Origin of the sequence: Bradyrhizobium sp. BTAi1 (genome assembly GCF_000015165.1) — a bacterium.
In the GTDB taxonomy this organism is placed as follows: domain Bacteria; phylum Pseudomonadota; class Alphaproteobacteria; order Rhizobiales; family Xanthobacteraceae; genus Bradyrhizobium; species Bradyrhizobium denitrificans.
In genome coordinates, this window is sequence record NC_009485.1 from 5468132 (window position 1) to 5487830 (window position 19699).

At 64.9% G+C, this 19699-nt stretch carries 15 protein-coding genes; 7 read left to right on the forward strand and 8 right to left on the reverse strand.

The features are described 5' to 3' along the window. Nucleotides 1-5 precede the first annotated feature (5 nt). The 5 genes from BBTA_RS24535 to BBTA_RS24555 all read right to left on the reverse strand — a co-directional run bounded on the left by BBTA_RS24535 (nucleotide 6) and on the right by BBTA_RS24555 (nucleotide 4493). Nucleotides 6-1316 carry an ABC transporter substrate-binding protein gene (locus BBTA_RS24535; RefSeq protein ID WP_244424484.1) on the reverse strand — a complete coding sequence of 437 codons (1311 nt, stop codon included), beginning with the start codon at nucleotides 1314-1316 and terminating at the stop codon, nucleotides 6-8. 317 nt (nucleotides 1317-1633) lie between these two features. Beyond that, nucleotides 1634-2644 carry a helix-turn-helix domain-containing protein gene (locus BBTA_RS24540; RefSeq protein ID WP_168167916.1) on the reverse strand — a complete coding sequence of 337 codons (1011 nt, stop codon included), beginning with the start codon at nucleotides 2642-2644 and terminating at the stop codon, nucleotides 1634-1636. 353 nt (nucleotides 2645-2997) lie between these two features. Then, nucleotides 2998-3657, reverse strand: coding sequence for a glutathione S-transferase family protein (locus BBTA_RS24545; RefSeq protein WP_012045201.1), 660 nt, complete (start codon nucleotides 3655-3657; stop codon nucleotides 2998-3000). Nucleotides 3658-3685: 28 nt separating this feature from the next. Further along, entirely contained in the window at nucleotides 3686-4171 is a 486-nt protein-coding gene (locus BBTA_RS24550) for an SRPBCC family protein (protein WP_063719763.1), read from the reverse strand. Beyond that, nucleotides 4164-4493 carry a helix-turn-helix transcriptional regulator gene (locus tag BBTA_RS24555; protein WP_012045203.1) on the reverse strand — a complete coding sequence of 110 codons (330 nt, stop codon included), beginning with the start codon at nucleotides 4491-4493 and terminating at the stop codon, nucleotides 4164-4166. Before BBTA_RS24555 ends, BBTA_RS24550 begins: the two co-directional genes overlap by 8 nt. Before the next feature lie 190 nt (nucleotides 4494-4683). Between BBTA_RS24555 and BBTA_RS24560 the strand changes: the two genes are divergently transcribed. After that, nucleotides 4684-6084: a methyl-accepting chemotaxis protein gene (locus tag BBTA_RS24560; RefSeq protein WP_012045204.1), complete on the forward strand. Its 1401-nt coding sequence runs from the start codon at nucleotides 4684-4686 to the stop codon at nucleotides 6082-6084. A gap of 178 nt (nucleotides 6085-6262) precedes the next feature. Here BBTA_RS24560 and BBTA_RS24565 read toward each other — a convergent pair whose 3' ends face one another. Further along, nucleotides 6263-7876: an ABC transporter substrate-binding protein gene (locus tag BBTA_RS24565; protein ID WP_041750872.1), complete on the reverse strand. Its 1614-nt coding sequence runs from the start codon at nucleotides 7874-7876 to the stop codon at nucleotides 6263-6265. A gap of 220 nt (nucleotides 7877-8096) precedes the next feature. Between BBTA_RS24565 and BBTA_RS41660 the strand changes: the two genes are divergently transcribed. Then, on the forward strand, nucleotides 8097-8228 hold the full coding sequence (locus BBTA_RS41660; protein ID WP_256374667.1) for a hypothetical protein: 132 nt from the start codon (nucleotides 8097-8099) through the stop codon (nucleotides 8226-8228). Between the two features lie 238 nt (nucleotides 8229-8466). Here the strand turns inward: BBTA_RS41660 and BBTA_RS24570 are convergent, their stop codons facing one another. Both BBTA_RS24570 and BBTA_RS24575 read right to left on the reverse strand, forming a co-directional pair. Beyond that, the gene (locus BBTA_RS24570; RefSeq protein WP_012045206.1) at nucleotides 8467-10080 is read right to left on the reverse strand and encodes an ABC transporter substrate-binding protein; all 1614 of its coding nucleotides are present in this window, start codon (nucleotides 10078-10080) and stop codon (nucleotides 8467-8469) included. A 541-nt stretch (nucleotides 10081-10621) separates the two neighbouring features. Next, on the reverse strand, nucleotides 10622-12235 hold the full coding sequence (locus BBTA_RS24575) for an ABC transporter substrate-binding protein (protein WP_012045207.1): 1614 nt from the start codon (nucleotides 12233-12235) through the stop codon (nucleotides 10622-10624). 269 nt (nucleotides 12236-12504) lie between these two features. Here BBTA_RS24575 and BBTA_RS24580 point away from each other — a divergent pair, with 269 nt between their 5' ends. The 5 genes from BBTA_RS24580 (at nucleotide 12505) to BBTA_RS24600 (ending at nucleotide 19644) form a co-directional block, all read left to right on the forward strand. Then, complete coding sequence (locus BBTA_RS24580; protein WP_012045208.1) at nucleotides 12505-13635, forward strand: M20/M25/M40 family metallo-hydrolase; 1131 nt, start codon at nucleotides 12505-12507, stop codon at nucleotides 13633-13635. Nucleotides 13636-14028: 393 nt separating this feature from the next. Then, nucleotides 14029-14970: an ABC transporter permease gene (locus tag BBTA_RS24585; protein ID WP_012045209.1), complete on the forward strand. Its 942-nt coding sequence runs from the start codon at nucleotides 14029-14031 to the stop codon at nucleotides 14968-14970. A 12-nt stretch (nucleotides 14971-14982) separates the two neighbouring features. Further along, complete coding sequence (locus BBTA_RS24590; RefSeq protein WP_012045210.1) at nucleotides 14983-15873, forward strand: ABC transporter permease; 891 nt, start codon at nucleotides 14983-14985, stop codon at nucleotides 15871-15873. A gap of 174 nt (nucleotides 15874-16047) precedes the next feature. Further along, nucleotides 16048-17694 (forward strand): ABC transporter ATP-binding protein, encoded by a 1647-nt coding sequence (locus BBTA_RS24595; RefSeq protein WP_012045211.1) that lies wholly within the window; start codon nucleotides 16048-16050, stop codon nucleotides 17692-17694. Nucleotides 17695-18117: 423 nt separating this feature from the next. Continuing rightward, nucleotides 18118-19644, forward strand: a complete 1527-nt coding sequence (locus BBTA_RS24600; RefSeq protein WP_012045212.1) for a M81 family metallopeptidase — start codon at nucleotides 18118-18120, stop codon at nucleotides 19642-19644. Nucleotides 19645-19699: the final 55 nt, after the last annotated feature.

Consider the following 19699-nt stretch of genomic DNA (forward strand, 5'->3'; position numbering starts at 1 on the left):
GCCGCTTACGAGAGCTTTGACAGCAGAGTGAGATCCGACTGTTTGGGAATGAACGGCGCCGTCCCGTTATGGACGATCAGCAATTCATATGGCGCCTTGCCTGTCTTCGCCTTGCGCCACTGACCGCCGGCCAGCGAGGTCACGGCAACATTCTTGATCGGGCTGTCCTTGAAGTTAACGGGACCAACCACGGTCTGCAGGTCGAGGCCGGCGATCGCATCGCGCAGAGATTTTTTGTCCTTCGGATCGCTGTTGCGAAGCGCGGCGATCCCGACCTCCCAGAGCGCATGCGCGTAGCCGATCGGCTGCGTCCATTGCCGTCCGGTCGTCTTCTCCCAATCGGCGGCGAGCTCGGCGGCGCTCTGCCCGGTCAGGGACGACTTGAACGGATAGGCCGGCGTCCACCAGACTTCGGTCGACATTCCGTCGCCCCGGTCGCCCAGGGCATTGACCGCGCTGGGGAACAGAAACGCCGCAGCGATCGTACAGATCTGCGGCTTGAAACCGGCCTGCGCCGCCTGATTCCACAGCGTCACCCAATGCGGGCCATAGGCAAATCCGGATACGATATCGACGCCTTCATTCTTGAGCGCCGAGATCTGATTGGAGAAATCATCGGTCGTCAATTTGTAGAGGCCTGCCGGAACTTCGCGATATCCGGCTTGCGCGAGTCCCGCTGGCAGACCCTCGCTTGGATCTGCAAAGGCCACACCGGGCGAATTGTCGATGTACAGCGTTCCTACTTTCTTGTTGGTCTCCACGGACTGCCACATGCCGATGAAGTTCTTCACAACATCATCTGCCCCCCAGAAGAAGTGGAACGTGTAGGGAAAACCCTTGTCCGGCGTCGACTTGCGGGGAAACATCCAGGCCTGCCAGGGCAACATCGTGGAGATCGCCGGAACACCACGCGCGTCGGCGAGTTCTCCGACCGGGATCTGCGCATCGCCATCCTGCACGAGAATGAGATCGCACTTCTCTCTGAGCACGAGCTCGCTCGCCACAGTCGCAGATCGGTTCGGCTCCGACTGATTGTCCCTGATCACAAGTTCGACATTGTAGGTCTTGCCGCCGATCTTGAGGCCATCCTTGAGATGGGTCTTCATGCGCTCCTGAATCCAGGGATCCGGCTCCGCAAACGGCGCACGAATGCCTGACAAGCACCCCACCCAACCGATCTTGATCGTGCTCGAGGCGGCATTGGCAATGTTGGCGAACGTCACGCTGCCCGAGCCGGCGAGCCCGAGCGCACCCGCCGCCTTGAGCAACTGCCGGCGGCTCATGCGGCGGCCCACCTTCGTCGAAGACTTGATCATATCACCCACGGATGTTCTCCCCAGAGATCTGGTCGAATGCAAGCTCGCCGGCGCCCCGGCTTGACAGACGCGCTTTCCCGGTCGCGGCTCGCCCCTGGGCGGCCGCGCCATACGCATGCTCTCAAGATGACGAAGTTATGAACGGACCACACAGACGTGTTATCCGAAATCGGCAACGGATCGCTGCATCAGCGAAAAATCCTCCAGGAGCCGATCGAAGCGGCGATGGCCCGTGGGGAGAGGCGCGCACCGCAGCAGGCATGGAGCGCGGGGCCGCGCACATCATGTTTTGCGGTCGAGCCGGCGTGAAACGACGATTAGTCCCGCTTCGCCCGTGCCCCGAACCGCCGAAAAGTTTCGGAGGGCAGCTCGCCGAACAACCCACGATAGTAGGACGTAAAGCGGCTCCAATGCCAGAACCCCCACCGCGCCGCGATATCTCCGATCGAGGGCTGCACGCTGTTGCCGGCCAATGCCCGCAGTTCACGGCGAACGGCGTTGAGTCGAACCACACGCAGGAATTGCGTCGGGGCCAACCCGAATGCTCCCTGAAAGCCGTCCTGCAAGCTCCGGCGGCTGACACCGAGTTGCCGGCACAGATCGGAAATGGTCGGCGCCGCGTCTGGACAGGCCAGAACGAGCTCCCGGGCGCGATCTGCCAAGCGGCGTTGCAAGGTCAAGCTCGTCAACGACCGTCGTCGCGACACGCGCAAAGATCGCATAAAGGCATGCAACAAATCGTCCTCGAGCGTGCGCCGGCATTGTTCGAAATCCAAAACCCGCTCGGTGATGCCGCTGTCGCCGCAAAGCTGGAGACTCACATCCTTGACGATCGACAGACTCGTCGGCTCGAGTTGCAGACAAGCAAGTTGTCGCTTGCTGATCAGCGTGTCGGCCAATTCGGATTCGCCGAGCTCTGTCAACCAACGCAGGAGGTGGGCCTTGTCGACCGCCAAGCTCGCGACATCGAGATATTGCGGGGTCCGAATGGACGGAAGGATTCCGCCGCCGAGCAGACAAGGGTCTGGGTACCCGATCATGTGGCCATTGACGTAGCCCGGCCCGGACGCCTGCAGAGGCTGCGAGAAAACGATCTGATCGTCGCCTGTCTCCACTTCCTTCAACAGCGCCTGCGTCGTCCGCTCGCGAATGAATTGAATATTGTCGAGATGCAGCCCAGCAACCTCGGCTTTCAGCCGCCCCGGCGAGAGTTGCTGCAGGCGAATTTTCCATCCGCCCAGACTCTTCACCTGATCGAGGGCATCCTCCGATTGCCGCAATACGAAGCGTGGCGCGAACGTCTGTAGAGGCTGGGATTCAGGCGGCACTGACAGTCCCTCCGGTCGTAGGGCGCTTTTCCGCATGGTCATGCGAGTTGCACGCTCAACTCTCCGGCGATCAGCAAAGCGCCCCCAGCTCGACGCAGATGCGGATCCTGAAGTCCGGATGCCGATCGCAAACGCTAGCCTTGATGCCAGCAATAATCAATAAGGCCGGAACACCGCCGATCGGGGCTGGCGCAGGGTGCGAGGAGCGCACGGACCGCGCCCCGGGCGAGGCGGCAATGCACCTCTCTTGTGCGCCTGCAACTGCAGGGATCAGTCCGCACCGGCTCGGCTCATCAAGAGTCCCGCCGCCGCGGCCGGATCATTCTCATCAGCACGGCCGCGGCGTGCTGATCTCAGGCCGCTCCCGCACCGGCCATCAAGCGCGCCATGGTGGTGGCCTGGAAGCTCGGCCGTGCCTCCAGCCGTTCGATCCACGCGACGAGATTGGAATAAGCGGCGGTCAAGCTCGTCCATTCCGGCGTCAACGACAAGAAGCTCGCCTGCGGCGCGACCTGGAGGTCGGCGAGCGACAGCTGCCCGCCGGCCATGAAGGGCTGGTCTCCGAGCAGCCGCGACAGCTCCGCGAACACGGTCCGGGCCTGCGGCATGGCACGCTCGATCACAGCTTCATCCGGCGTGGTGCCGAAGAGCTGCGGGCCGACGATGCGCTGAAAGGCGGTGACGCTGCAGACACCTTGAAACAGGTACCAGTCGCTGATGTTCATCACCTGATCCATCCGCGCCGCCTGCCTCAGATCGGCGGGCGTCAGGACAGGCTCGGGACACACGCGATCGAGATAGCGCAGGATGGCCTGGGTCTCGTAGAGCACGAAGCCGTCGTGATCGAGCGTCGGCACGCGGCCGAACGGATGGCGCGCGAGATGAGCCGGCGTGTTGGAGTCGCCCGGCGCCAGCGCCGCGAGCCGATACCGTGCGCCTTTCTCTTCCAGCGCAATCAGCACGCTGCGCCCAAACGGACTTCCCGGCACGGAGTGAACGACGAACTCGGACATCACGATCTCCACGTTGATGATGAGTTGCTCAAGACGGCCTAGCCTGGTGTTCCGCCTCTGCCACGAAGCGCTGCAGGAGGCCCGGCCAGCCGCCATCCACATCCCTGCGCATCGATGCGCCGGCCGCCTCGCCCATCGTCTCGAATCTGTGGTGCAGCAGCTCGACCCGCGTTGTCTCGGCGGTCTCGGCGAAGAAGCGCACATCGACCTCCGAACGCATCGCCGCATCCGGCTTCCATTGCGCATCGACCTGCCACAGCATGACGAAGCGATGCGGCGGCTCCCAGAGCGTAATGGTCGCGACCGCCGTCTCGGTACCGTCCTCGGCGATCTCCAGCCAACGGCCGCCGAGCCTGGGCTGCATCAGCACTTTGCTGATCGGCTTTCGGCCGACGCCATGCGTATGCGGCCACCATTGCGTCAGACCGCTGGTGAAGACCGCGAAGGCATGGTCGATCGGCGCCCTGACACGGACCTGCTTCTGCACCGGCGCGATCATCGCTCGCTCATTCATCCGTCTTGCCTTTCATCTGCCGGTGCGATCGCTCCGCTTCGATCTTGAACGCCAGCAGGGCATCGTCCCAGAAGCCATCGAGCCACTCACGCAGCTCGGCGAGCCCTTCCCTTCGCAGCGCGTAGATGCGACGGGCGCCTTCGCTGTGCTCCTCGACCAGGCCAGCGTCCTTCAACACCTTCAAATGCTGCGACACCGCGGGCCGCGACACCGGCAATCCCGCCGCAATGGCGTTGACCGGCCGAGGGCCGTCGCGAAGGCGCTCGAACACCTGCCGCCGCGTCGGATCTGCAAGCACGGTCAATGCCGTTCCGTAAGCCATGACTTACCGTAAGTTACGGCTTACATCATGTCAAGCGCGTCGCCAAAGCAAGGCCGAGCAGATCTCACCACCGGCAGTTGCAGCGGGAAACCATTTGGTAACCAAACTGCCAGCAAGTTGGAGCCGAGGGTCGCCGCCAGCCGAGTCGACGGCATGCAACGCGTGCAGCGGTCATCGCTGGAGAGGACACATGCTGGGTTTCCGCAGCCGCAAGAACGACCAAACGGATGCTCCTGCCCTGTTGGACGCCGCGCTCGAGGCCTTCCAGGACACTTTGGCGCAGTGCCTCGACGACTGGGCCGCGGGCAAGCTCGACCGCGACGTCGCCGATCTCAACGCGGCAGCGCTGCGCGCCAAGATCAAGCCTGAACTCATCGAGGCAATCCATCGCCTGAGCACTGCGCTTGCCGCGCGCGCCTCCCAGGATCTGGATTCCATCGTCGATCTCTGCATCAACAGCAACGAGGCCTCGATCAGCGCCGCGCGCCTGATCGGCGCCTCGAACAATCAATCGGAGCGCTGCCAGAGTCTTGCCTCCGCGTCGGTCGAGCTGCAGGCCTCGGTCCAGACCATCAGCGCGACGACGACCGTAGCAGCCAATGAGGCGGCCGCGACCAGGCGGGCGGTGGAGGATAGCGTGACGGCGGTGCGTCACACGCTGCAGACCATGAACGGAATTGCGAGCTCGGTGCGGGACACCTCGTCCAAGATCGCCGATCTCAGCGCGGCCTCGGCAGAGATCGGCTCGATCGTCGGCACCATCGATGCGATCGCCAATCAGACCAATCTGCTGGCGCTGAACGCCACCATCGAAGCCGCACGCGCGGGCGAGTTCGGCAGGGGTTTTGCCGTCGTCGCCGCCGAGGTGAAGAACCTGTCACAGCAGACCACGAAGGCCACCGAGGACATCAAGGGCCGCATCGAACGGCTGCAGGCGGAGATGAGCGGCATCGTCGAGGCGATGGCCGGCGGAGCCAAGGCCGTCGAGATCGGCATGACCGAAATGACCAATCTGGCACAGACCATCGACGAGGCCGGAACCCGCACCGCCATGGTCAGCGCCAAGATGGACGAGATCTCCGGCATTCTCACCGAGCAGAACGCGGCCACCGACGAGGTGGCGCAGGGCATCACCCTCATCGCGGATCTGGCCACGGCCAATGCGAACGAGGTGATGTCGCTGGCCGACACGATGGGCAAGACCGATGCGAAGGTCGGCAACATGCTGAACGAGATCGCCAAGCTCTCACTCGACAATCAGGTGGTGCGGCTCGCCAAGGCCGACCACGTGATCTGGAAGAAGCGGCTGGTCGACATGTCCGTCGGTCGGCTGCAGCTCAGGACCGACGAACTCAGTGACCATCACAATTGCCGTCTCGGCAAATGGTACTATGGCGAGGCCGGCCAGCGCCTCGCCGGCGACGCCGCATTCCGCCGCCTCGAACGCCCGCATGAAGCGGTGCACCGCCACGGCAAGGAAGCCGCGCGGCTGTTCAGCGCGGGCCACATCGACGAGGCGCTCAACGAGATCGGCAAGGTCGAGATCGCCTCGACCGAGGTGCTGGCGGCGCTGGATCAGATCAGAGTATAAGCCTCGTCTCGCATAGTCTCTTGCAGCCCGCATGAGCGATAGCCAGCGCGCGCGAACCGCGCTGACGACAGCGACATGCGGGGTCTCCCTGTACCATCCGCATCGCCAGGCGCCGGGGTTCGGCCGTCACGGCCGCGCCCATCGGCCGGGAATGCCCCTGCTCGCAAGCAAGGCCACCTTATTCGCTCTTGTCGACGTTCCAGAACACGGGCACCGCCTGCCCTTCCAACATGCCGGTGATCGATTTCCGCCAGGCGCTCGGTGCGAACCACTGGCCCAGCGGGACGTAGATCACCTGATCGTAGATCTCCTGCTGAATATCGGCGGCGATCTTCTTCTGCTCGGCAAGGCCGGGAGCGCGGGCAAAGGCGTCGCGCAGCTCCTCGATCTTCGGATCGTTCGGCCAGCCGAACGGACTCTTCTGGCCGCGGGCGCTGACAAAGGTGCTGCCGATCGGATTGCCGGAATCGGCGATCACCGAATTGGTGAAGAACATGTTCCAGCCGCCTTCCTTCGGCGGCTTCTGGCTGGCGCGGCGCGTCACCACGGTCTGCCAGTCGGTGGTCTGAAGATCGACCTTGAAGCCGGCGGCGCGCAACAGCTGCGCGGCGACGACCGGCTGGGCCTTCAAGGTGATCGCATCACCGGGCGCCAGGATGACCACCGGCGTGCCGTCGTAGCCGGCCTCGGCGAGCAGCTTCTTGGCCTGCTCGACGCCATTGCCCTTGACCAGGGTCTCTGAGCCGACATCGGTCTCGAGCGGCGTGCCGCAGCCGAACACCGCGCCGCAGACGCGGTAGAATTTCGGCGTGCCGACCAGCGCGTCGAGCACGTCCTTCTGGTTCAGCGCCAGGAACGCCGCGCGGCGCAGCTTCACATTGTCGAATGGCGGAAACAGGAAGTTCATCCGGCCCAGCGTTTGATAGCCGAACTTGTTCAGCACGTTCATGGTGAGATCGGGATTGGCGGCCAGCACCGGCTCCAGATCCATCGGCGGAAATTCCATGAAGTCGATGTCGCCGGCCTGCAGCGCATTCACCGCCGTCTGCGCATCGGGCATCGAGATCCATTCGACGCGGTCGACCTTCACCACCTTGCCGCCGGCCGTCCAGCTCGGCGGCTCCTTGCGCGGCACGTAGTCGGTGTTCTTCTCATAGATCGCCTTCACGCCGGGCTGGAATTCGCTCTTCACGAATTTGAACGGGCCGGAACCGACCTGCTCGGTGATCTGCTGATTGGCCGGCGTTTCGGCCAGACGCTTCGGCATCATGAACGGCACGTAGGACGACGGCTTGCCGATCGATTCCAGAACCAGGCCGTAAGGCTGCTTCAGCTTCAGCGTGATCGTCTTGGCATCGGTGGCCTCGAGCGAGGCCGTCGCCTCCATCAGCTTCTGGCCCATGCTGTCATTGACGCTCCAGCGCTTCAACGAGGCGATGCAGTCCTCCGCAGTGACCGGCGGGCCGTCGTGCCATTTCAGGCCGTCGCGCAGAGTGAAAGTGTAAGTGAGCTTGTCGTCCGAGACCTTCCATTCCGCCATCTGCGGCTGCACCTGGAAATTGGCGTCGGTGCCGAGCAAGGTGTCGTAGACCATGTAGCCGTGATCGCGGGTGATGTAGGCCGGCGTGAACACCGGATCGATCACGCGCAGATCGGAATGCATCACCGCCGTGATCGTCTTCTTGCCGGCCGCGAGTGCCCCCGGCGCGAGCCCTGCCGAGGACAGCGCCATGACTGAGGCGACGAGCCATGAAACGAGCGCGGAGGACGACCGGCGCGGAGAATGTGACATGCGATCTCTCTTGACGTGAAGCTTTCATCGAACCGCTTGGCGCAGGCGCAAGCCGTCCTTCGTCGCCGAGACTTGCAGCAGTTCCCCCGCGCGTCAATCGCCAGAGACGCATGGGCGGCGACGACCAACGATGCATGGCATGCCGGCGTGACGATCACGTCCCGCGTTCTGGAACTCGGCGGCTGCTCGCTCGTTTTCCAGCCAACGCAAGGAGCTCTTGATGCCCAACCAAGCCGCCGCCCCCGAGCGCAATCGCCCGACACCGCCGCCGCCTCGGCCGCCATCCCAGGATCCGGTCACGCCGCCACTGATCGTCGACGGCGTGGAGGCCGTCCGCGATCCACATTGTTGATGAGGGCCTGGTCGCTCATGGGCGACAGGGTGCGAAGTCGCGTGGGCGATCGCGATTGCGGGCTCCCGCCTGCTCTCCGCCGTCATTGCGAGCGCGGCGTCGCTGTGCTCGCAATGACGCGGGGCGCGATCTTGGCTCCAAGCAGGCCGCGTCGATCCAGTCAGATCGGTCTCCGCATGAGCAACAGCCTGCGCCATCACCGGCGAAAGCCGCTGCTCATCCACATCACGACGCCGGCCTACTCCTTCTTGTCGATGTTCCAGAACACCGGCGTCGCCGGACCGTCCAGCACGCCGGTCAAGGATTTGCGCCAGACACTCGGCTGGAGGTACTGGCCGAGCGGGATGTAGATCACGCGCTCATAGTTCAGCTTCTGGATCTCGGCGGCGATCTTCTTCTGCTCGTCCGGCGAAGACGCGCGCGCATAGGCGTCGCGCAGCTTCTCGATCTCGGCATCCTCGGCCCAGCCGAACCAGCCGCCCTTGGTGCCCCGGCCGCCGACAGAGACGTTGACGACGGGATTGGCGACGTCGGCACCGACCCAGTTGGTGAAGAACATGTTCCAGCCGCCGTCCTTGACCGGCTTCTGGCTGGCGCGGCGCGTCACCACGGTCTGCCAGTCCGTCGCCTGCAGGTCGACCTTGAAGCCGGCCTCACGCAGCAGCTGCGCGGCCACGATCGGCTGCGGCTTCAGTGCACCGACATCGCCGGGCGCCATGATCGCGATCGGCGTGCCGTCATAGCCGGATTCCGCCAGTGCCTTCTTGGCCTCGGCCATGCCGTTGCCCTTGATCAACGTTTCCGCACCGACATCGGTCTCCAGCGGCGTGCCGCAGACGAACACCGCGCCGCAGATCTTCTGATATTTGGCATTGCCGACAAGCGCGTCGAGCACGTCCTTCTGGTTCAGCGCCAGGAACGCCGCGCGGCGCACCTTCACATTGTCGAACGGCGGATTGAGGAAGTTCATCCGGCCCAGCGTCTGAAAGCCGAACTTGTTGAGAACATCGATCTTCAGATCCGGGTTCGCTTCCAGCACCGGCAACAGATCATAGGGCGGCGCTTCCATGAAATCGATGTCGCCCGATTGCAGCGCATTCACCGCGGTCTGCGCATCGGCCATGGTGATCCATTCGACGCGATCGACCTTCACCACCTTGCCGCCGGAGGTCCAGCTCGCCGGCTCCTTGCGCGGCACATAGTCGGTGTTCTTCTCGTAGACCGCCTTCACGCCCGGCTGAAATTCCGCCTTGACGAATTTGAACGGGCCGGAGCCGATCTGCTCCGGGATCTGCTGGCCCTGCGGCGTCTCAGCGAGGCGCTTCGGCATCATGAACGGCACCAGCGACGACGGCTTGCCGATCGACTCCAGCACCAGGCCATAAGGCTCCTTCAGCTTCAGCACGATGGTCTTGGCGTCCGGAGCTTCCAGGCTCGCGGTGAAGTCCATCAGCTTCTGGCCCATGCCGTCATTGCGGCCCCAGCGCTTCAGCGAGGCGACGCAATCCTCCGCCGTGACCGGCGTGCCGTCATGCCATTTCAAGCCATCGCGCAAGGTGAAGGTGTAGGTCAGCTTGTCGTCCGAGACCTTCCAATCCGCCATCTGCGGCTGGATCTTGAAGTTAGCATCGGTGGCGAGCAGCGTGTCATAGACCATGTAGCCATGATCGCGGGTGATATAGGCGGTGGTGAAGCCGGGATCGATCACCCGCAGGTCGGAATGCATCACGGCGGCGATGGTTGTCTTGCCAGCGGCGAGCGCCTGCGGCGCAAGACAGGGCGATAGCAAAACAGCGGACGCAACAAGCCAGGATGCGAGCACGGAATGAGCCCGGCGCGGATGAGGTGACATGCGATCTCTCTTGACGTGACGGGGTGAACGACTGCCTCGGAACTCAGCGAGACACGGCGATCCGCCGAGCGTCGCGGCCGCGTTCTGCGATCCTCGGCTCAGCGTTCATTCCGCAGCCGAAGAGTTGCAACAGTTCTGGTGCCCGTCAATCGGCTTTGCTGGCGCAGGCCGCACGGCCAGCGCCCCGCCGCTCCCGCAAGATGAGCATTGGTACAGGCATGCCATTTGAACGGGCGCCATGCAGGGCGGCGGCCCCGTCGTCGGCCGACGCAAGGCGACCTGCGGGTCTCCCCGTACCATCCGGACCGATGCGCTGGCTCCGTTGTCATTGCGAGCGCAGCGCGCGCTGCAATGTGGACGGCCTCGGCGGAGGGGTTCTGCGGTGCGTCGCTGCGTTCGCAATGGTGCAGGCCATCTTGCGATTGCAGCGAGAGGCACGCATCGCAGCCGCTTTGTCTACTCTCACGGTCACCGAAAACAAATGCGGCGGAGTTGCCTCCGCCGCAGGGTCGTGTGCTGATGGCAGAGCCGTGGTGGCGCCCTACTCGCTCTTGTCGATGTTCCAGAAGATCGGCGTCGCCGGGCCGTCCAGCACGCCGGTCAGCGATTTGCGCCAGCCGCTCGGCAGCAGATATTGGCCGAGCGGGATGTAGATCACACGCTCATAGTTCAGCTTCTGGATCTCGGTCGCGATCTTCTTCTGCTCGTCCGGCGAAGACGCGCGCGCATAGGCGTCGCGCAGCTTCTCGATCTCGGCATCCTCGGCCCAGCCGAACCAGCCGCCCTTGGTGCCGCGGCCACCGATCGACACGTTCACCACGGGATTGGCGACGTCGGCGCCGACCCAGTTGGTGAAGAACATGTTCCAGCCGCCTTCCTTGACCGGCTTCTGGCTGGCGCGGCGCGTCACCACGGTCTGCCAATCCGTCGCCTGCAGGTCGACCTTGAAGCCGGCCTCGCGCAAGAGCTGTGCGGCCACGATCGGCTGCGCCTTCAACGTCGTGACGTCGCCGGGCGCCATGATCGCGATCGGCGTGCCGTCATAGCCGGATTCGGCCAGCGCCTTCTTGGCCTCGGCCATGCCGTTGCCCTTGATCAGCGTCTCCGCACCGACATCGGTCTCCAGCGGCGTGCCGCAGACGAACACCGCGCCGCAGATCTTCTGATATTTGGCATTGCCGACCAGCGCGTCGAGCACGTCCTTCTGGTTCAGCGCCAGGAACGCCGCGCGGCGCACCTTCACATTGTCGAACGGCGGATTGAGGAAGTTCATCCGTCCCAGCGTCTGGTAGCCGAACTTGTTCAGCACATCGATCTTCAGATCCGGGTTCGCTTCCAGCACCGGCATCATGTCGTAGGGAAGGTTCTCCATGAAGTCGATGTCGCCCGACTGCAGCGCGTTCACCGCGGTCTGCGCATCCGGCATCGTGATCCATTCGACGCGGTCGACCTTCACCACCTTGCCGCCGGAGGTCCAGCTCGCCGGCTCCTTGCGCGGCACGTAGTCGGTGTTCTTCTCGTAGACCGCCTTCACGCCCGGCTGAAATTCCGCCTTGACGAATTTGAACGGGCCGGAGCCGATCTGCTCCGGGATCTGCTGGCCCTGCGGCGTCTCGGCGAGGCGCTTCGGCATCATGAACGGCACCAGCGACGACGGCTTGCCGATCGACTCCAGTACCAGGCCATAAGGCTCCTTCAGCTTCAGCACGATGGTCTTGGCGTCCGGAGCTTCCAGGCTCGCGGTGAAGTCCATCAGCTTCTGGCCCATGCCGTCATTGCGGCCCCAGCGCTTCAGCGAGGCGACGCAATCCTCCGCCGTGACCGGCGTGCCGTCATGCCATTTCAAGCCATCGCGCAGGGTGAAGGTGTAGGTCAGCTTGTCGTCGGAGACCTTCCAGTCCGCCATCTGCGGCTGAATCTTGAAGTTCGAATCGACCGCCAGCAACGTGTCGTAGACCATGTAGCCATGGTCGCGGGTGATATAGGCGGTGGTGAAGCCGGGATCGATCACGCGCAGGTCGGAATGCATCACCGCCGTGATCGTCTTCTTGGCGGCGGCAAGCGCCTGGGTGCTCAGCGCCGTGGACAGCGAAAGCACGGAAACGGCCAGGCTCGTGGCGAGCGTAAGACCTTTCCAGCGCGGGATGTGGAACATTACGGAGTCTCCTGACGGGGATATTTTGATGCCAAACTGATCAGAGCCAGATCATTCGTTGAGCGGAGCGGTCAATCCTTGTGCGAACTAACAGACGCAAGCCGCTGAGATTCAACACTTGCACTGGCTGCCCTGCTCGTCAATCCGCATTCGCTGCATGGCAACAATGGCCGGCAACGCCGTTAACGACTGCATAGCTTTCGCTTTACAAAGCTTGCGCGACTCCATCTCGTGTGCGCCGATCGTGACCAAACCTTGAAGAGAGCAACATGAATCCAGCCAATCTTCCGTTCGATACCGAGGCCATGCTGCAGGGTTTGCGCGGCTGGGTGGAGTGCGAAAGTCCGACCTGGGATGCGGCCGCCGTCGAACGGATGCTCGACCTCGCCGCGCGCGACATGGCGATCATGGGTGCGACGATCGAGCGCATCGCCGGACGCCAGGGATTCGCCGGCTGCGTCCGCGCCCGCTTCCCGCATCCGAACCAGGGGCAGCCCGGCATCCTGATCGCCGGCCACATGGACACGGTTCACCCCGTCGGCACCCTCGCCAAGCTGTCCTTTCGCCGCGAGGGCAACAAATGCTACGGTCCCGGCATCTGTGACATGAAGGGCGGCAACTACATCACGCTGGAGGCCATCCGCCAGCTCATCAAGGCGTCGGTGACGACGCCGCTGCCGATCACCGTGCTGTTCACGCCCGACGAGGAGGTCGGCACGCCGTCGACGCGGGACATCATCGAGGCCGAGGCGCAGCGCAACAAATACGTCCTGGTGCCCGAGCCCGGCCGCCCCGACAATGGCGTGGTGACCGGCCGCTATGCGATTGCACGCTTCAATCTCGAAGCGGTCGGCCGGCCGAGCCACGCCGGCGCCCGGCTCGGCGCCGGCCGTTCCGCCATCCGGGAAATGGCCCGCCAGATCCTGGCGATCGACGCCATGACCGGCGAGGATTGCACCTTATCCGTCGGCATCGTGCATGGCGGCCAATGGGTCAATTGCGTCGCCACCACCTGCACCGGCGAGGCGCTCAGCATGGCGAAGCGACAGGCCGATCTCGATCGCGGCGTCGAACGCATGCTGGCGCTGTCCGGCACCCATGACGATGTCAGCTTCACGGTCACCCGCGGCGTCACGCGTCCGGTCTGGGAGCCGGATTCCGGAACCATGGCGCTGTATGAACACGCGCGCGGCATCGCCGAGCAGCTCGGCCTGTCACTGCCGCATGGCTCGGCCGGCGGCGGCTCGGACGGCAATTTCACCGGCGCATTGGGCATCCCGACGCTTGACGGTCTGGGCGTGCGCGGTGGCGACATGCACACGCTCAACGAGCACATCGAGGTCGACAGCCTTGCCGAGCGCGGCCGCCTGATGGCCGGCCTGCTCGCCACGCTCGCCTAGATCGTGACGAGATCATGACGCTGGACGCGCCGCAGCAGCCCTGCAGCTGTGCATGGATGAGGCGGCGCGCTCATCCTCTCGCCAACGCTGATTGACGCGCGGCCATGCCAAACGGCACCACGCAACTCCGGGCGCTGCTGCGCAGCAGTTTAGTTTCATTTTACGGGACGGCGACAGCGCCGGTGGACATTCTCGCGTCGGCGCGCAAGTAATGGCATGGGCCTTGCAAAGTTTGCGCGAGCTCCTTCGCACATGCGATGAAGCGCTATGATCGCGAAATGTCGCATCCGTCGGCCGGACAGCGGAGACCTTGAAAGCGATGGACATCAGTGACATGCAGACTCGGTCGCGCAATCTGCCTTCCCCAGGGATCATGAACACGGTTCTCTCACGATGATCGGTTATCTGCTTCGCCGCATTCTCGCATCCATCCCGGTGATGGGCGTGGTGGCGCTGTTCGTCTTTCTGCTGCTGCGCCTGACACCCGGCGATCCCGCAGCGATTCTCGCCGGCGACAACGCAACGCCCGAGCAGCTCGAGCGCATCCGCACCACGCTCGGCCTGAACGAGCCGCTCTACATCCAGTTCTTCACCTGGATCAATCAGCTGCTGCATGGCGATCTCGGCGTGTCGCTGATCTCCAAGGTGCCGGTGCTGCAGATGATCGGCCAGCGCGTCGAGCCGTCGATCTCGGTTGCGATCTCGACCATCATCCTCTCGATCCTGGTCGCGGTCCCGCTCGGCGTCATCGCCGCATGGAAGCACGGCACCTGGATCGACCGCTTCGTGATGGGCCTGTCGGTGCTCGGCTTCTCGGTGCCCGTCTTCGTGATCGGCTACATCCTGATCCAGATGTTTGCGATCAATCTGCGCTGGGTCCCGGTCCAGGGCTTCCGCAGCATCACGGTCGGCTTCGGCCCGTTCTTCGAGCGCATCATCCTGCCGACCTGCGCGCTGTCCTTCATCTACGTCGCGCTGATCGCACGCATGACGCGCGCCGCGATGCTCGACGTGCTCGGCGAGGATTTCGTGCGCACCGCGCGCGCCAAGGGCGTCAGCGAGGTCGCCGTGCTGCTGCGCCACGCGCTGCGCAATGCCGCGGTGCCGGTCATCACCGTGATCGGCTCCGGCTTCGCGCTGCTGATCTCCGGCGTCGTCGTCACCGAGAGCGTGTTCAATCTGCCGGGCATCGGCCGGCTCACGGTCGACGCCGTGCTGGCGCGCGACTATCCGGTCATTCAGGGCATGATCCTGCTGACCTCCTTCATCTATCTCGCGGTCAATCTGCTGATCGACCTCGCTTATACGCTGCTCGACCCCCGCATCCGCTACTGAGGCCTTGTTCCGATGGCAATCGTCACCACTCCTGAGCCGTCGATTCCGGTCACCACGCGACTGGGGCCCAAATTCGGCTTTCTCACCTCGACCCCGATCATCGCCGTGGCCACGATCTGCCTGTCGCTGATCGTGCTGGTCTCGATCCTGGCGCCGCTGCTGGCGCCCCATGATCCGGTGCTGCTGGCGCCGGCACAGCGGTTGAAGCCGTCGAGCGCGCAATACCTGCTCGGCACCGACGCCTATGGCCGCGACCTGTTGTCGCGCACCATCTATGGCGGCCGGATCTCGTTGCTGGTCGGCGTCGGCGCCGCCGTTATCTCGATCGCGATCGGGCTGGTGATCGGCCTCGTCTCCGGCTTCTTCCGCTGGGTCGACGCCATCATGATGCGGGTGATGGACGGCCTGATGGCGATCCCGAGCATCCTGCTCGCGATCGCCGTGGTGTCGCTGTCGGGCGCCAGCGTCGCCACCGTGATGATCGCGATCACCATCGTCGAGATTCCGCGCGTCGCGCGCCTGGTCCGCTCGGTCGTGCTGACCGCGCGCGAGGAGCCCTATGTCGAAGCGGCGATCTCATTGGGCACCTCGATGCCCAAGATCATGTGGCGGCATCTGATGCCGAACACGATCGCGCCGCTGATCGTCCAGGGCACCTATATCTGCGCCGCCGCGATCCTGACCGAGGCGATCCTGTCGTTCCTCGGCGCCGGCATCAGCCCGGAGACGCCGACCTGGGGCAACATCATGGCCGAGGGTCGCTCCTACTTCCAGATCAAGCCGTCGCTGATCTTCTGGCCGGGCCTGCTGCTGTCGATCGCCATTCTCTCGATCAACCTGATCGGCGACGCCGCCCGCGACGCACTCGACCCGCGCATGAAGCAGCGCGAGGCCGGCAAGTGACCAACGTTATTGCCGTCATTGCGAGCGCAGCGAAGCAATCCAGGGCCGCACCCGGGACTCTGGATTGCGTCGTCGCTTCGCTCCTCGCAATGACGGAGGAAACAGGAGACCCCGGATATCGCTGCGCTCATCCGGGCTACGCATTCTTCGCCACGGCGACTGAGGCCTGAACACATGACCGACACCATCCTCGACATCGACAATCTCGTCGTCACCGTCGGCAAGACGAAGAACCCGAACGGGCCGCGCATCATCGACGGCGTGTCGATCAAGGTCGCCAAGGGCGAGACGCTGTGCGTCGTCGGCGAGAGCGGCTCGGGCAAGTCCGTGACCTCGCTGACCACGATGGGCCTGTTGCCGAAGAACGCGCTGCATGCCGTCGGCGGCAGCGTCAAGCTGGTCGGCGAGGAACTGCTCACCGCCAGCGATCGCCGGCTGCGCGAACTGCGCGCCACACGGATGGCGATGATCTTCCAGGAGCCGATGACCGCGCTCAATCCGGTCGTTCCGGTCGGCCGCCAGATCGACGAGGTGTTGCGCGCGCATACGTCCCTCGACGCAAGGGCGCGCCGCAAGCGCATCCTCGACATGATGGAGCAGGTCCACCTGCCCGACGTCGAGCGCATCTTCGCCTCCTACCCACACCGCCTGTCCGGCGGCCAGCGCCAGCGCATCATGATCGCGATGGCTTTGGTGCTGGAGCCGAAGCTCCTGATCGCCGACGAGCCGACGACTGCCCTCGACGTCACCACGCAGAAGCAGATCCTCTCGCTGATCCGCGAACTGCAGCGCGATCACGGCACGGCGGTGTTGTTCATCACCCACGACATGGGCGTCGTCGCCGAGATCGCCGATCGCGTATCCGTCATGCGCCAGGGCCGCCTGGTCGAGACCGGCCCGCTCGACAAGATCCTGCGCAGCCCGGAAATGGACTACACGCGCAACCTGCTCGCCGCGGTGCCGAGCCTGATCCCGCGGCCGCCGCGGCCCGAGACCAGCGAGCCGGTGGTGTTGGAGACCAACGAGCTCGGCAAGGTCTATCGCGAGCGCTCGTTCATCGGCAAAGCGCGCGAGGTCGTCGCCGCGCAGAACGTCACCCTCACCTTGCGCAAGGGCCGCACGCTCGGCATCGTCGGCGAGAGCGGCTCCGGCAAGTCGACGGTGGCGCGCTGCATCGTGCGCCTGATCGATCCGACTTCGGGCGGCGTCCGTCTGGCGGGCAACGAGATCTCGATCCTGACGCGCCGGCTGCTGCAGCCGCACCGCAAGCGCATCCAGATCGTGTTCCAGGATCCCTACCGCTCGCTCAACCCGCGGCTGACGGTCGGCGAGAGCATCGCCGAGGGCCCGGTCAATTACGGCACCTCGCACGATAAGGCGATGGCGCGGGCGCGCGAGCTACTCGAGCTGGTCGGCCTGCCCGCGGACGCGATCTCGCGCTACCCGCACCAGTTCTCCGGCGGCCAGCGCCAGCGCATCGCGATCGCGCGCGCGCTCGCGCTCGATCCGGACGTGCTGGTGGCCGACGAAGCGGTCTCCGCGCTCGACGTCTCGGTGCAGGCCCAGGTGCTGGAGCTGCTCGACGAGATCCAGCGCCGGCTCGGGATCGCGATCCTGTTCATCACCCACGATCTGCGTGTCGCCGCCCAGATCTGCGATGACGTCGTGGTGATGCAGAAGGGCCGCATCGTCGAACAGGGTCCGGCCGGCGAGATCCTGACCCATCCGAAGGAAGCCTACACCAGGTCCCTGCTCGAAGCCGCACCCGGCCGCCACTGGGATTTCGCCAACTTCCGCCCGGTGTCGGAGGCCGTGGCGTAAGTCGCGTAGCCCGCATGAGCGACAGCGTGCGCCCGAAGGGCGCAGGCGATAGCGACATGCGGGGTCTCACGCGCTTCTCGTGAGACCCCGCATATCGCTCCCACCTCCGCCCTGCGGGCTCCGTCGTCCGCTCGTCCGGGCTACGAAACGCACGACATCGCCGGTGCCGTAGGATGGGCAAAGGCGCTGCCGTGCCGTTTCCACGCGCGAGATCACGGTGGCGCCGTGCCCACCGTCTCGCCGCCGAACACGCTGATCGACGGTGGGCACGCTGCCGCCTGCGGCGGCTGCTATGCCCACCCTACACGTCACTGCACGTTCCATCATCGTGGCCCGCATGCAAAACGGCATCGCTCCTTCGCTTGCCTGCGCCGCGAGCGCCGGTCTAACGTCAAGCCCAAATCAACGGCCTGAGGTTAAGGAATGGCGCGCGTCGCGATTGGCGGCTTCCTGCACGAAACCAATACATTCGCACCGACCAAGGCTGATTACGACGCCTTCATGCATGGCGGCGGCCGCGCCTCGATCGACGATGCAGCCAGCGTGCTCACGACCATGCGCGGCATCAATGCCGGCCAGGCCGGTTTCATCGCGGTCGCGGACGCCAATGGCTGGGACATCGTTCCGACCATCGCCTGCGCGGCCAGCCCCTCGGCGCATGTGACCGAGGAGGCGTTCGAGCGCATCACTGCAACGATGGTCGACCGCATCAAGGCCGCCGGCCCGCTCGACGGCGTCTATCTCGATCTGCACGGCGCCATGGTGACCGAGCATCGCGAGGATGGCGAGGGCGAGATTCTCGCCCGCGTGCGCCAAGTGATCGGTCCCGACGTGCCGCTGGTCGCAAGCCTCGATCTGCACGCCAATGTCACGCCCGAGATGATGGCGCAGGCCGATGCGCTGATCGCCTATCGCAAATATCCGCACACCGACATGGCCGACACCGGCCGCGCCTGCGCCGAGCATCTCGCACGGCTGCTGCGCACGCGCGCGCCGCTGGCGAAGGCTTTCCGGCAGTTGCCGTTCCTGATCCCGATCAGCTGGCAGTGCACCAACGACCAGCCGACCAAGGGCATCTATGAGCAGCTCGCGGCGCTGCAGAGCGAGGCGGTGCCGACGCTGTCTTTCGCCCCTGGCTTTCCCGCCGCCGACTTCGCCCATTGCGGCCCCAGCGTGTTCGCCTATGGCCTGACACAGGCGGACGCGGACGCGGCGGCGGATGCGATCGCGGCGATCGTCACCGGCCACGAGAATGATTTCGACGGCCGCATCTACACCCCGGATGAGGGCGTGCGCCATGCGATGATGCTGGCCAAGACGGCGCGCCGCCCGATCGTGATCGCCGACACCCAGGACAATCCCGGCGCCGGCGGCGATTCCGATACGACGGGTATGCTGCGCGCGCTGGTACGTAACCGCGCCAGCCGCGCGGCGATCGGCATGATCTACGATCCGCAGGCCGCACTGGCTGCGCATGCCGCCGGCGAAGGCGCGACGGTCACGCTGTCGCTCGGCGGCAAGAGCGGCATTCCCGGCGATGCGCCGTTCGAGGAGAGCTTCATCGTCGAGACGATCTCCGATGGCCGCTTCATCGCGCCCGGCCCGTTCTATGGCGGCCGCAGGATGGAGATGGGCCCGTCGGCGTGCCTGCGCATCGGCGATGTCCGCGTCGTCGTGGCCTCGCACAAATCCCAGCTCGCGGACCAGGAGATGTACCGCTTCGTCGGCATCGAGCCCACCGAACAGGCGATCCTGGTCAACAAGAGCTCGGTGCATTTCCGCGCCGATTTCGAACCGATCGCCGAAGCCCTGCTGATCTGCGCCGCGCCCGGCGCGATGCCCGCCGATCCCTCCACTTTGCCCTGGACGCGGCTTCGCCCGGGCATCCGCCTCAAGCCGAACGGCCCGGCGTTCGGGGGCCCCATCTCCGCATACCCATCCTCATCCTGAGGAGCCCGCCTTCAGGCGGGCGTCTCGCAGGCTGGGCCGCAAGCGCGCTCGCAGA

Coding starts and splice junctions, on each gene's coding strand:
- BBTA_RS24585 (WP_012045209.1), top strand. CDS start 14,029: ATGATCGGTTATCTGCTTCGCCGCATTCTCGCATCCATCCCGGTGATG.
- BBTA_RS24595 (WP_012045211.1), top strand. CDS start 16,048: ATGACCGACACCATCCTCGACATCGACAATCTCGTCGTCACCGTCGGC.
- BBTA_RS41660 (WP_256374667.1), top strand. CDS start 8,097: ATGCCCAACCAAGCCGCCGCCCCCGAGCGCAATCGCCCGACACCGCCG.
- BBTA_RS24535 (WP_244424484.1), bottom strand. CDS start 1,316: ATGATCAAGTCTTCGACGAAGGTGGGCCGCCGCATGAGCCGCCGGCAG.
- BBTA_RS24580 (WP_012045208.1), top strand. CDS start 12,505: ATGAATCCAGCCAATCTTCCGTTCGATACCGAGGCCATGCTGCAGGGT.
- BBTA_RS24575 (WP_012045207.1), bottom strand. CDS start 12,235: ATGTTCCACATCCCGCGCTGGAAAGGTCTTACGCTCGCCACGAGCCTG.
- BBTA_RS24550 (WP_063719763.1), bottom strand. CDS start 4,171: ATGAATGAGCGAGCGATGATCGCGCCGGTGCAGAAGCAGGTCCGTGTC.
- BBTA_RS24600 (WP_012045212.1), top strand. CDS start 18,118: ATGGCGCGCGTCGCGATTGGCGGCTTCCTGCACGAAACCAATACATTC.
- BBTA_RS24545 (WP_012045201.1), bottom strand. CDS start 3,657: ATGTCCGAGTTCGTCGTTCACTCCGTGCCGGGAAGTCCGTTTGGGCGC.
- BBTA_RS24555 (WP_012045203.1), bottom strand. CDS start 4,493: ATGGCTTACGGAACGGCATTGACCGTGCTTGCAGATCCGACGCGGCGG.
- BBTA_RS24570 (WP_012045206.1), bottom strand. CDS start 10,080: ATGTCACCTCATCCGCGCCGGGCTCATTCCGTGCTCGCATCCTGGCTT.
- BBTA_RS24590 (WP_012045210.1), top strand. CDS start 14,983: ATGGCAATCGTCACCACTCCTGAGCCGTCGATTCCGGTCACCACGCGA.
- BBTA_RS24565 (WP_041750872.1), bottom strand. CDS start 7,876: ATGTCACATTCTCCGCGCCGGTCGTCCTCCGCGCTCGTTTCATGGCTC.
- BBTA_RS24560 (WP_012045204.1), top strand. CDS start 4,684: ATGCTGGGTTTCCGCAGCCGCAAGAACGACCAAACGGATGCTCCTGCC.